Origin of the sequence: Sneathiella sp. (assembly GCF_047631475.1) — a bacterium.
Classification (GTDB): Bacteria; Pseudomonadota; Alphaproteobacteria; order Sneathiellales; family Sneathiellaceae; genus Sneathiella.
In genome coordinates this window covers 1-12583 of the sequence record NZ_JBLHZT010000010.1, presented here as the reverse complement: position 1 = coordinate 12583, position 12583 = coordinate 1, and the positions used below count along the sequence as shown (strand labels likewise).

Annotated in this window: 10 protein-coding genes; 8 read left to right on the top strand and 2 right to left on the bottom strand. The window is 49.1% G+C overall.

The window, feature by feature from the left end:
- Positions 1–22: 22 nt before the first annotated feature.
- Together ACJAYR_RS05990 and ACJAYR_RS05985 are read right to left on the bottom strand one after the other, a co-directional pair.
- The gene (locus ACJAYR_RS05990) at positions 23–1183 is read right to left on the bottom strand and encodes a hypothetical protein (RefSeq protein WP_415235759.1); all 1161 of its coding nucleotides are present in this window, start codon (positions 1181–1183) and stop codon (positions 23–25) included.
- A 319-nt stretch (positions 1184–1502) separates the two neighbouring features.
- A complete protein-coding gene (locus tag ACJAYR_RS05985; RefSeq protein ID WP_415235833.1) occupies positions 1503–2504 on the bottom strand; it encodes a polyprenyl synthetase family protein in 1002 nt (333 codons plus the stop codon).
- 167 nt (positions 2505–2671) lie between these two features.
- Between ACJAYR_RS05985 and ACJAYR_RS05980 the strand changes: the two genes are divergently transcribed.
- From ACJAYR_RS05980 to ACJAYR_RS05945, 8 genes are all read left to right on the top strand, one after another.
- Entirely contained in the window at positions 2672–2896 is a 225-nt protein-coding gene (locus ACJAYR_RS05980; protein WP_415235758.1) for a DUF2007 domain-containing protein, read from the top strand.
- Positions 2889–3686 (top strand): tRNA1(Val) (adenine(37)-N6)-methyltransferase, encoded by a 798-nt coding sequence (locus tag ACJAYR_RS05975; RefSeq protein ID WP_415235757.1) that lies wholly within the window; start codon positions 2889–2891, stop codon positions 3684–3686. The genes ACJAYR_RS05980 and ACJAYR_RS05975 overlap by 8 nt, the downstream gene beginning before the upstream one ends.
- 38 nt (positions 3687–3724) lie before the next feature.
- Positions 3725–4588, top strand: a complete 864-nt coding sequence (locus ACJAYR_RS05970; protein ID WP_415235756.1) for a S49 family peptidase — start codon at positions 3725–3727, stop codon at positions 4586–4588.
- A 339-nt stretch (positions 4589–4927) separates the two neighbouring features.
- Positions 4928–5815, top strand: coding sequence for a glycine--tRNA ligase subunit alpha (locus ACJAYR_RS05965; RefSeq protein WP_415235755.1), 888 nt, complete (start codon positions 4928–4930; stop codon positions 5813–5815).
- Between the two features lie 3 nt (positions 5816–5818).
- Positions 5819–7876 (top strand): glycine--tRNA ligase subunit beta, encoded by a 2058-nt coding sequence (gene glyS / locus ACJAYR_RS05960; RefSeq protein WP_415235754.1) that lies wholly within the window; start codon positions 5819–5821, stop codon positions 7874–7876.
- 50 nt (positions 7877–7926) lie between these two features.
- Positions 7927–10605 (top strand): pyruvate, phosphate dikinase, encoded by a 2679-nt coding sequence (gene ppdK / locus ACJAYR_RS05955; protein ID WP_415235753.1) that lies wholly within the window; start codon positions 7927–7929, stop codon positions 10603–10605.
- 137 nt (positions 10606–10742) lie between these two features.
- Positions 10743–12080 carry a DUF1800 domain-containing protein gene (locus tag ACJAYR_RS05950; protein WP_415235752.1) on the top strand — a complete coding sequence of 446 codons (1338 nt, stop codon included), beginning with the start codon at positions 10743–10745 and terminating at the stop codon, positions 12078–12080.
- 5 nt (positions 12081–12085) lie between these two features.
- A partial coding sequence (locus ACJAYR_RS05945; RefSeq protein ID WP_415235751.1) for a DUF1501 domain-containing protein occupies positions 12086–12583 on the top strand: 498 nt, incomplete at its 3' end.

The window sequence follows — 12583 nt, the reverse complement described above, 5'->3', positions numbered from 1 at the left end:
GGGAAGTGATTGAAGAACATAATCAGGATCTCGTCATTTTGTTTTTCATGGTAGCGAGTTCAAAAAGTTTCGCACAAAGCGAGGGATCATCCCAGGGAATGCACACCGGGCATTCTTCCAGATAAATGCTTTTGGGGTCCCGGAATACTTCATCTGGAAAAATGGCCACCGTTTTTTCGTGATCGTAATGACATTGGTCGATTTCGGGCGTTTCACCGTTAAGCAGGCAATGTGAAAAGCGTGAAACAAGGGTTGATTTGATATGCCGGGAGACCTGCAGGCCATGGGGCGGTCTTAGATTTACCTCAATCGCGGTGGGCACTGTCGCGGGATCCTGTTCAAAAACATCAAGTCCTCCAAAACCCGAATAACCGATATTCTGTACCAGTGATTTAAGGTATGGCTCCCAATGGGGGCGATAAAGGCTTTGTAAGACGCAAGATGGACCAGTATCCTGATGGCGAGTGAGCGGCATTAAAACGTCATAAGCCAGTAACGTTCCGTTCCAGGCCGAAAAGTTAAGGGTGAGTTCCTGACCGGAGACGGGTTGTTGGAAAACGATCGGGCATTCAGCATCGGGTTGCACGCAAGTCGTGCGCATGAAGTGGCTTGCCTTTGAGTAATCGTCATCATTTTCAATTCGGGCAACGCCAATTCCCCCGGCTTCAAATGAAACCTTTAGATAAAAAGGTTTGGGTAAATCCATCACGAGAGCCTCAGCGGTCTCCCACGAGGTCGCAGTTGCATAGTCCGGAATGATAAACCCTGCTGACTTTGCATGTTCCAAAAGGCGGGCACGACCATAATCATTCGCATCGGGCAAAAAGCTTTTTTCCAATAAAGTCAGAACCGCCTGTTGCCGTTCAGTGGCATCACCTGCTATTTGCCGCAATCGCTCCCTGATTTTCAGAAGGTTGCGTATTAAGATCTCATCATTGGTCAGAAAAAATTGCGCACTCGTTTGCTGCTCGGCGTTGGATAGTGTGTTCGCTAAATGGCTATAGGTATCAAATGGTTTTGATTTGGAGATCGGGATGTAATGTTTTGCTGCGCTGGTGTGCAGAAGAATATGGCCTTCCTTTGCCAAAACAGCACTGTCGACAGCAAAAGACCTGAAAAGTGCTGGTAAATGCGCAAGACTGATATTGTTGTTGAGATCAGCAAGGAGAATTTGTGCAGTCATTAGGCCCCTGAAGCCGGATTTTTTATATTCATCCAGAATAGCTTAAAAGGGTATAAATTCCATGAAGAAATAAATCTTCGACATTCAGGCCGAAAGACCTTGTTTTAGTTCAATGATTTTGCGTCGGTAACGGCTGTTTTTATCTGTAAAACGACGAGCGGTTGCTGCGGCCGGTGGGGGCGTTTAACCGATAATTCTGACGGATGGCGTCTCTAATCTAACAGGGGCAATGATCAACATCAGCGGGCCAATGATCATTGGTTCGACTGTTCGGTTCGACTAGGGCGACGCCCGCCGTCATCAGGTTTTTTACATTATCCTAAAAGGCTCTTTCAATCGCAAAATCAATTGCAGAAATAAGCGCACTTTTCTCGGGGCTATCTGGGAATATATCAAGATCTGCTTTGGCAGCGGCGCCATATTCACGGGCGAGTTTAAACGTCCCTTCAAGCGCGTCATGGGCCTGAATTATTTCAAGTGCAGCCTCCAAGTCGCCGTCTTGCTGGTTGTCCTCAATGACACGTTTCCAGAACTGTTTTTCTTCAGCCGTTCCATTTTTGTAGGCGATCAAAACAGGTAATGTGACTTTTCCTTCACGGAAATCATCGCCTATTGTCTTGCCAAGTGCTTTTTGTTCGGCCGAATAATCCAAGGCATCGTCGATTAGCTGAAACGCTATGCCAAGGTTGTTGCCGTAGCCAGATAAAGCTTTTGCCTCTGCGGCGGGGCGTTCGGCGACAACGGCACCGACTTCACAAGCGGCCGCAAACAACGCAGCCGTTTTGGAGGTAATAACGTCAAGGTAGCTTTCTTCAGAGATATTGATATCCCCAACATTCATCAACTGTAAAACTTCGCCTTCAGCAATCACAGCAGAGGCAGTAGATAAAATGCGCAAGACTTCTAGCGATCCGTCTTCCACCATTAACTGAAAGGATCGGCTAAACAGAAAATCACCAACAAGGACACTTGCCTGATTTCCCCAAAGAACATTTGCAGTTTCGTTTCCGCGGCGTAAGTCACTTTCGTCGACAACATCATCATGTAACAGCGTCGCAGTGTGAATAAACTCAACGCAGGCCGCTAATTTCTGAGCGCGATCTCCATGATATCCACATAATTTTGCGGCACCAAGGGTAAGGACAGGGCGTAGCCTTTTTCCGCCGGCGGCAATCAGATGCCGGGCCAAGGTTGGAATAAGGGCAACATCACTATGCATCCGATCAAGAATGATCTCGTTCGTTTGATCCAGATCCTTTTTCACAAGATCCATCAAAGGCTGCAGGGATGCTTTCATTGAAGCGGGACCACGATTGTCCATTTCTGCTGTAACTGACAAAATTGCCTCACTTAGGTTGCGGCTAGACCGACTCAAAATTTGGCTGAGCATAGCTTATGTTATTTTGCGGTCAAGTCACAGTACAAAGCCTTGGTTTCTGTTGAAAATGTGATTATGGTTTGCGGCAAATATTTATAGGTAGAACAACAGTGGTCGAAATATTACGCTTAAATGATCCGGTATTGATTTCATATATAATGTCAGTATTTGAGGATGAGGCTATACAGGCCGTTGTTCTGGATGAGCATACCTCTATTCTGGAGGGCAGTATTGGCGCGGTCCAACGGCGTATTATGGTTCTTGAAAAAGACAAAATTCGTGCCGAAGCAATTGTCGAAGATTTAGTCCCTGGGGAATTGAAAGGGGATGATTGATACATTTCCCGAATATTCTGAAGATGGCTTTCTGGATGGAAAACTTTTAATCAGGCAACCCGTTAAAGGGTTTCGAGCGGGGTCTGACGCGGTTTTGTTGGCGGCTGCAGTTGATATAAAACCGGGCGAAAGCCTTCTGGATGTTGGCTGCGGCGTTGGAACCGCGGCCTTATGCGCTGCCTTCCGTCAACCCGCTTGTTATTTGTCCGGCGTGGAATTCCAACCCCATCTTGTTGAACTTGCCCATCAGAATATAACCCTGAACAGAGAAAAATTCCCGGATACGCCCATAGAAATTATTTCCGCCGATATTACGAGGAAGCAGGATTTTGAAAATAGTAAAGGCCCAGCGAACAAACGTTTTCTGGAAGACGCTTTTGATCATGTGATGTCTAATCCGCCTTTTTATGAAGAAGGTCGGGCGCAGGGATCCCCGAGTAACATCAAGACGCAGGCGCATATTGAAGGGGCGGCACGACTGGATATCTGGATCAGGTTCTGTGCAGCCCGTATTCGGCCAAAAGGAACATTCACGCTGATTCATCGGTCTGACAGACTGCCCGAAATTTTACAAGAAATGGGGCGTGTTTGCGGAAACTTAAAAATCATACCGCTGTGGCCCAATAAAGATACAGCGGCTAAACGGGTCCTCGTTCAAGGCATAAAATCAACCAATGGCCCAAGTCAGCTTCTGCCGGGTATTGTAATGCACGAACTGGATGGTAAACCGTCAAAACAAGCGGAAGAAATATTGAGATCTGGAAAGAGTTTGCTTGAAGCGTGCAAATAATACTTGCACCAGCCTAAGGTGTGATTACTTTAATCATCATGAAAATATCAGCATTAATCGACAAAACACCGCTGAAGCGGTTCCGTAAAAAAAATCCTGTGGTTGCGGTGATCCCGTTGCACGGGGTTATTGCCTCTGGCGGTGGTAAATTAAGAGGCGAGCAACTGAATTTGATCGGGCTTGCAGAGATCATTGACGATGCTTTTGAAACCAAGAATTTGAGCGCCGTTGCGCTTTCCATTAATTCTCCTGGTGGCTCCCCGGTGCAATCATCCCTGATTGCCAAGCGTATCCGCCAGCTTGCAGATGAAAAAAACGTCCCTGTTTACGCGTTTGCCGAAGATGTTATGGCATCGGGTGGATATTGGCTTGGTTGTTGTGCCGACGAGATTTATGCTGACTTAAACTCTGTCGTGGGGTCCATTGGCGTCATTTCAGCAGGCTTTGGATTTACGGGCCTGATGGAAAAAATAGGCGTCGAAAGACGGACATATGCAGCGGGTGAAAACAAATCAAAACTTGATCCGTTTAGTCCTGAAAAAGACTCAGATGTAATCTGGCTTCAAAAATTGCAGGTCGAAATCCACGATAATTTCAAAGCGTATGTCAAAGAACGGCGCGGCGACACCTTGAAAAAACGCAAAGACAAAGAACTTTTCTCGGGTGATGTCTGGACCGGCACAAAGGCGATGGAGCTTGGCTTGATCGATGGCATATCGGATATGAGATCATTCTTGCGGAAGAAATACGGCGAAAAAGTAGAATTCCAACTGCTGGAAGGACGAAAAAGCTGGATCCAGAGGACATTGGGGCTTGGGGCTCAGTCCGTCACTTCGCAAGCAGTCGGAGATTTTGTCGCTGCCGCGAAGAATGAAGCCGCATGGAATAAATACGGACTGTGATTCGCTTAAAATGCTGAATTGAAAGAATCGATATGCTCTCACCTATCAAATTAATCCTGCTTCTGGCTGTTATTGGAGCTGTTTATTTCATTGCGAGAAAAGCAGGCTACTTGGGCGGCAAGTCAGAAAAACAAAATAATTTGCAAGGAAACAAGGACGGTGCGGGCAAAGAATCCACAGATTTGGTCAAATGTCAGAAGTGTGGAACGTTTGTGGCATCACTGGAAGATCATCGCTGCGAGCACTGATTTAAAAGATATCGTCAGTGCTCTGTTGACCACCGGAATTGTGACCATTATGTTGCGGCGCACCTAGTTAATCAAAAATGTGGTCAACGCTATGGCGGATAAACCGGCTTCCGCGCCTTCCTTTCAGGATTTAATCCTGACTTTGCAACATTTCTGGGCTGACCAGGGATGTGTCCTTCTTCAGCCCTATGACATGGAAGTTGGTGCAGGGACCTTCCACCCCGCGACGACGCTTCGGTCGCTGGGCCCTGAGCCGTGGAAAGCCGCCTATGTGCAGCCATCCAGAAGGCCAACAGACGGTCGGTATGGAGAAAACCCGAACCGCGTGCAGCATTACTATCAGTTTCAAGTCATTCTGAAACCGTCACCGGACAACATTCAGGACCTTTATCTGCAAAGCCTGTATGCGCTGGGCATTGACCCAAAAAATCATGATATCCGTTTCGTTGAAGATGATTGGGAAAGCCCAACTCTTGGAGCCTGGGGGCTTGGGTGGGAAGTCTGGTGTGATGGAATGGAAGTCAGTCAGTTTACCTATTTCCAGCAGGTTGGCGGATTTGACTGTGATCCGACATCAGGCGAGTTGACCTATGGTCTGGAGCGTCTTGCCATGTATGTGCAGGGTGTCGATCACTTGATGGATTTGAAATGGAATAATGACGGCGTGACCTATGGCGATGTGTTCCTGCAGAACGAGCAGGAATTTTCCGCGTATAATTTCGATCATTCAGATGTGAAAATTCTGTTGCAGCATTTTAAGGATGCCGAAAAACAGTGTCAGGATATTCTTTCTGCAGGGTTGGTTCTTCCAGCCTATGATCAGTGCATGAAAGCCAGTCATTTGTTTAACCTTTTGGATGCGCGCGGTGTTATCAGCGTGACAGAACGGGCCGCTTATATTGGCCGGGTCAGGGCACTGGCCAAGGGCTGTGCAGAACAATGGTTGAAAAACCGTGGACATTTGGACACGGGGGAATAAACGATGGCTGAATTACTATTTGAACTGTTCAGCGAAGAAATTCCTGCGCGCATGCAAGTGAAGGCGGCAAGTGATCTGGCGCGACTGGCTTCAAAGGAACTGACAGACGCTGGCTTGGCATTTGGGGCCGTTTCTTCCTATTCAACGCCGCGCCGTATTGCAATTCACATCACGGACCTTCCTGTAACGCAACCTGATAAAAGTGAAGAACGCCGGGGACCGCGGGTCGGCGCACCGGAAAAAGCCCTTGAGGGTTTTTTACGGTCGACAGGTCTGCAAAAAGATCAACTGGAAGAAAGAGACACCCCAAAAGGGGCGTTTTATTACGCTGTTATGGAAACTAAAGGCGGCAAGACCTCTGATGTGTTGTCGGTGGTACTGCCAAAGGCAATGGCGCAGCTACCTTGGCCTAAACCCATGAAGTGGGGAGACTACAAAGCGCGTTGGGTTCGACCATTGCATTCGATCTTATGCCTGTTTGATGGTGCTGTGGTCCCGATTAGATGGGAGCATATTGTTGCCTCTGACAAAACCTGTGGTCATCGTTTTATGGCTGCCGACGAATTTTCGGTTTCAAGTTTCGATGATTATCGGAAAAAGCTGAGAAATGCTTATGTGGTTCTTGATGATGGTGAGCGTCGTGCGTTGATTGCAAAGGATGCAGAACGGCTGGCGAAAGATGAGGGGTTGAGCATTATTCAGGATGATGCCCTGCTGGCAGAGGTTGCCGGTCTCGTTGAATGGCCGGAAAGCCTGATCGGTGCGATTGATCCAAAATTCATGGATGTTCCGCAGGAAGCATTGATTTCTGCGATGCGCAGCCATCAAAAATATTTTTCTCTTGCCGATCAGAGCGGTAAAATGGCGCCGCGATTTATTACCGTTTCAAACTTGAGAGCAGATGATGGCGGCCGGAAAATTACGGCAGGGAACGAACGGGTTTTAAGTGCCCGCCTCGCGGATGCAAAATTCTTTTGGGATCAGGATAAGAAAGCCACGCTGGAAAGCCGTGTGGCGTCTTTGGAAAATGTTGTTTTTCATGCCCGCTTGGGGACTGTTCGTCAAAAAGTGGAACGTATCGAGGCACTTTGTGCAGAGGTTGCCCCTTATGTGAACGGCGCGGATGTTGCCGATTGTCAACGGGCGGCACGTTTATGCAAGGCGGACCTTACAACCGAAATGGTGGGTGAATTTGCTGACCTACAGGGGTTGATGGGCCGCTACTACGCAGAGCATGATGGCGAAAAACCTGAAATCTCCAAAGCGATTGAAGAACACTATTCGCCGCTGGGCCCTGGGGATAAATGCCCGTCGGCACCAGTCAGTGTGGTTGTTTCATTGGCCGATAAAATCGATACTTTGGTCGGCTTTTTTGCCATGGATGAAAAACCAACGGGATCAAAAGATCCTTATGCGCTGCGCAGGGCGGCGTTGGGGGTTATTCGTCTGGTTTTGGAAAATGGATTGCGCTTGCCGTTGACGAAATTGTTTACGACAGCCGGACAGCTTCAGCTGGTTGATGGAAAACTAGACCCAGAAGAGTTGCTGGCATTTTTCGCGGATCGCTTAAAAGTGCATCTGAAAGAGCAGAATATACGCCACGATTATGTCGCCGCGGTATTTGCGTTGGGCGGAACCAGTGATCTCGTCCGCTTGATGGATCAAGTGACGGCGCTTTCCAACTTTCTGGAAACGGATGATGGGGCGAACCTGCTGATCGCGTATCGCCGTGCGACGAATATTCTTAAAATCGAAGAAAAGAAAGATGGCGTCTCTTACAATCAGGTGCCTGACGAAAGTAAGTTAAAAGAACCTGTCGAAAAGAAACTTTTCGATCGTATCGAAGAAGTCGCTGGTCTTCTCTCTGCGGCTTTGGGGGCCGATGCTTTTGAAGCTGCTGGCAAAGCCGCTGCAACATTGCGGAAACCTGTCGATGCTTTTTTCGATGATGTGATTGTGAATGCAGAAGAGGCTGAAGTCCGTGTGAACCGACTTCGTCTCCTGTCAGGGATCCGGAATGCTTTGGATCAGTTGGCAGATTTTACCAAGATCGAAGGTTAGTGCATTGAAAGCCTTACCTGATAAACGATAAATTATGAGTGGATGGACAGATGACTAAGTGGGTATATTCCTTTGGTGACGGTGCCGCAGACGGTGCGGCAGAAATGCGCAACCTGCTCGGAGGGAAAGGTGCCAACCTTGCAGAGATGAGCAATCTAGGATTGCCGGTTCCGTCAGGTTTTACGATCTCTACGGAAGTCTGTACCGCTTATTACGAGAATGACCGAAATTATCCGGACGACCTTTCCGTTCAGGTTGATGCCGCAATCGAGCAGATTGAACGCTCGGTTGGTGGTCGTTTTGGTGACAAAGAAAAGCCATTGCTGGTTTCTGTCCGCTCTGGTGCGCGGGCGTCCATGCCAGGAATGATGGATACGGTCCTTAACCTTGGTCTGAACGACGAAACCGTGGAAGGGCTTGCCGCCCAGTCTGGTGACCGTCGATTTGCCTATGACAGTTATCGCCGGTTTATTCAGATGTATTCCGACGTTGTCCTTGAAGTAGAACATCACCATTTCGAAGAACTTCTGGAAATTATGAAGGAAGAAAACGGCTACAACCTTGATACCGATTTGTCGGCAGGCGATTGGGAAACACTGGTTGGTCAATATAAGGCAAAAGTTCAAGAAGAATTGGGGCGCCCGTTCCCTCAAACGGTTCAGGATCAGTTATGGGGCGCCATCAGCGCCGTCTTCGGGTCCTGGATGAACCAGCGTGCGATTACTTACCGACGTTTGCATGATATTCCTGCTGAATGGGGGACCGCTGTAAATGTTCAGGCGATGGTCTTCGGGAATATGGGCGATGATAGTGCAACCGGTGTTGCTTTTACTCGGGACCCCTCAACTGGCGAGAAGCGCTTTTACGGTGAATTTCTAGTCAATGCACAGGGTGAAGATGTTGTTGCCGGTATTCGGACACCACAGAACCTGACCAAACAGGCGCGTTTGGAGGCTGGATCAGAGGACCTGTCGATGGAAGAAATCTTCCCCGAAGTCTACGGTCAGTTGGTTGACGTTTACAAGCGTTTGGAAGCCCATTATCGGGACATGCAGGATATTGAATTCACGGTGCAACAAGGCAAGCTATGGATGCTGCAAACCCGTTCTGGAAAACGGACAGCAAAAGCAGCCTTGCAGATTGCCATCGACATGGTGGAAGAAAATCTGATCGACAAGGAAGAAGCGATAAAGCGGATTGAGCCTTCCTCACTGGATCAGTTATTGCACCCGACACTTGATCCGTCTGCGGAAAAGAAAATCATTGCACGCGGTCTGCCTGCTAGTCCGGGGGCGGCTTCTGGTGAGATTGTCTTCAGCAGTGATGAAGCTGAAAAGCTGGCGAACGAAGGCAAGTCGGTTATTCTCGTGCGTATTGAAACCAGTCCGGAAGATATCCACGGCATGCACGCCGCAAAGGGTATTCTGACCAGCCGGGGCGGAATGACATCCCACGCGGCGGTTGTGGCCCGTGGTATGGGCCGGGCTTGTGTCTCTGGCGCAGGGTCCCTGAATATCGACTATAAAGATGAAACATTGACCGTTCTAGGGCAGGTGTTCAATAAGGGTGATATCATTACCATTGATGGCGCCGCGGGTGAGGTCATGGAAGGGGAGGTCGGAATGATCCTACCTGAACTTTCTGGAACTTTCGGTCTTCTTATGGGATGGGCCGACGAAATCCGGCGGATGAAGGTTCGTACAAATGCCGAAACGCCGCTGGACGCGGAAACAGCCCGAAAATTTGGCGCGGAAGGAATTGGTTTGTGCCGGACCGAACATATGTTCTTTGACGCTGACCGGATTGTTGCTGTTCGGCAGATGATTTTGGCGGAAAGCCTTGAAGAAAGACAGGAAGCCTTGTCCAAGCTGCTGCCTGTACAGCGCGCTGATTTTGTTGATCTGTTCCGGATCATGGCTGGCCTGCCTGTTACGGTTCGCTTGCTTGATCCGCCATTGCATGAATTCCTGCCAAAAACAGACGAAGAAATTGATGATCTGGCGACCGCGCTTAATGCGGATGCCAAAAAGCTGCGTCACCGTGCCCTTCAGCTGCATGAATTCAATCCGATGTTGGGTCATCGTGGCTGCCGTCTGGGTATTTCTTATCCGGAAATATATGAGATGCAGGCACGCGCTATTCTTGAAGCTGCGGCATCAGTTTCAAAAGAATTGGGAGAAACAGTCATTCCGGAAATCATGATCCCATTGGTTGCGACCAAGCGGGAGCTTGAAATCCTGAAAGAAAAAATAGCGAATGTCGGAAAAGCAATTGCCAGTGAAACAGGCGTTGAAGTGGAATATCTGATCGGAACCATGATCGAGCTGCCGAGAGCGGCCCTTCAGGCCGGTCAGATCGCTGAAGAAGCCGAATTCTTCTCATTTGGTACCAATGACCTTACCCAGACGACTTACGGCATCAGTCGCGATGATTCCGGATCTTTCCTTGATGACTATGTTGAACAGGGAATTTACGAAACGGATCCATTCGTTTCGCTGGATCAGGAAGGCGTTGGTGAGTTGGTAAAGATCGCTGCTGAACGTGGACGGATGACACGCAAAGAGATCAAACTCGGTATTTGCGGCGAGCATGGTGGCGACCCTTCCAGTATTGATTTCTGCGAGCAGATTGGTTTGGATTATGTGTCCTGTTCTCCTTACCGTGTTCCAATTGCCCGTTTGGCCGCCGCTCAGGCTGCTTTGGGTGTCAGCAGAGAATCAGAAGCCTGAGCAATAGTCAAAAGAACCAAGAAAACCCGGCCAAGCGCCGGGTTTTTTCGTTTTCCCCAACTGGTTTGTACTTTTGTGACGGAATTTTCTTCGTGGTGCGTTAAATGTAATAGCAAGTAGGATTGCAGGATGAGCGCATGGTGTCACAAAAGGCTTTTATTGCAGCCAATCGGTTTGGAATGGGCAGCGGCCCTTCTGAACAATCGATTATAGAGACCTCTCCAACAGAGTGGCTGCGTAAACAGGTCAAGCCTGTCGATGGGCGGGCGTTGGGCTTCCATGCAAGGCCTCATTCCTCTACTTGGTTTTCGGCGCTTGCAGAAGCGAGGCGGTCCGGAAAAGAAGCTGTTAAATCGTTGCGCCGTTCCGTTGCGCGTCCCCAGTTTATGGATGAAACAGTTTTTCGGATTGAGACCGCAGTTCAAAACACATCACCTTTTCAGGAACGGTTAAGGCTATTCTGGGCCAACCATTTTACCGTGTCGGCGACACGGGCTATTGTTGGTCCTGCTGTGGGAGGCTTTGAACGAGAAGCAATTTCACCTCATCTTTTTGGTTATTTTGAAGATATGCTAATCGCCGCCGTTCAGCATCCGGCAATGTTGATGTATTTGGATAATGCGGTATCAGTTGGCCCTAAATCGAGGGCGGGCAAACGACGTAACCGGGGATTGAATGAAAATCTGGCGCGCGAGATACTGGAATTACATACATTGGGCGTTGAGGGCGGGTATCAACAACAGGATATCATCGAATTTGCGAAAATGCTCACGGGGTGGACCGTTGATAGCCTTCATAAGCGTTTGCCAAATAAAGGAAATTTCTATTTTCTCGACAATTTCCACGAACCTGGCTCGAAGACTTTCCTGGGCCAGAAGTGGGGCGAAAACGGGGTGGAAGAGGGGGTGAGCGCCTTGCGGTTGCTGGCCCGCCACCCGGCAACAGCTAAGCATATTGCAACAAAACTTGCCCGCCATTTCGTGTCAGACACGCCTTCTGCTGCCAGTATTGACCGACTGTCAAAAGTCTATCTTCAAACACGGGGCGATCTCCGTGCGATGTCGCTTGCGCTAATCGATTTACCCGAAATCTGGGAGACACCAGGCCAGAAAATTAAAAATCATTTTGAATACGTGATTTCCATATTGCGGATTACAGGTCCGGAAAATATCCCGATGAAGCTGGTCCAACGTGGCCTCAAGGAAATGGGTTATACGGTTTTCGGTGCTCCTTCCCCAGAGGGGTGGCCTGATACGGCCCGCGAATGGCTTATGCCACAGTCCCTGATGCGGCGTATCGAGTTTGCGAGAGTGGTGGCTGAACGGTCGCGTGGTCGTAAAGATGTGAACGATTTGATTGACCGGACAATTGACCCCATGCTCAGCGACATGTCTCGCGACCATATTCTGGGTGCCGCGTCACAGGCCGAGGCTGTTGCACTTGTTTTCTCCAGCCCTGAATTTCAGCGGAGATAATCGAAATGGTAGATATACGGGTAAATCGTAGAAAATTTATGATCGGCGCGGCCAGTTTGCCTGTGTTGGGCGCTCCTGACCTTAGCTTTGCCAACATACCGGGGGAACAAAGACTGGTTGTTATGGTGCTTCGGGGGGGCATGGATGGTTTGTCCGCTGTCGCCCCGGTTGGAGACCCGGATTACTATACATTGCGGCCAAATATAGGGATCCCCAAACCAGGGGAAACAAATGGCGCGCTGCCGCTTAGCCCTTTTTTTGGTCTTCATCCATCGTTGAAGCCGATCTATTCGCTTTGGGAAAAAGGCCAACTTCTTCCTATTCATGCGGTGGGAAGCCCCAAGGGAACCCGGTCTCATTTTGATGCTCAGGATATGTTGGAAAATGGGACAGGTAAGGCGAACGGTGCGCGCGACGGTTGGCTCAATCGCGCGATTCTGGCACTTGGCGGGTCATCGGAGGAGGGGCTTTCCATCGGGCAAGCCGTTCCGTTGATCTTGCGC

Coding starts and splice junctions, on each gene's coding strand:
- ACJAYR_RS05990 (WP_415235759.1), bottom strand. CDS start 1,183: ATGACTGCACAAATTCTCCTTGCTGATCTCAACAACAATATCAGTCTT.
- ACJAYR_RS05985 (WP_415235833.1), bottom strand. CDS start 2,504: ATGGACAATCGTGGTCCCGCTTCAATGAAAGCATCCCTGCAGCCTTTG.
- ACJAYR_RS05975 (WP_415235757.1), top strand. CDS start 2,889: ATGATTGATACATTTCCCGAATATTCTGAAGATGGCTTTCTGGATGGA.
- ACJAYR_RS05970 (WP_415235756.1), top strand. CDS start 3,725: ATGAAAATATCAGCATTAATCGACAAAACACCGCTGAAGCGGTTCCGT.
- ACJAYR_RS05965 (WP_415235755.1), top strand. CDS start 4,928: ATGGCGGATAAACCGGCTTCCGCGCCTTCCTTTCAGGATTTAATCCTG.
- glyS (WP_415235754.1), top strand. CDS start 5,819: ATGGCTGAATTACTATTTGAACTGTTCAGCGAAGAAATTCCTGCGCGC.
- ppdK (WP_415235753.1), top strand. CDS start 7,927: ATGACTAAGTGGGTATATTCCTTTGGTGACGGTGCCGCAGACGGTGCG.
- ACJAYR_RS05950 (WP_415235752.1), top strand. CDS start 10,743: ATGGTGTCACAAAAGGCTTTTATTGCAGCCAATCGGTTTGGAATGGGC.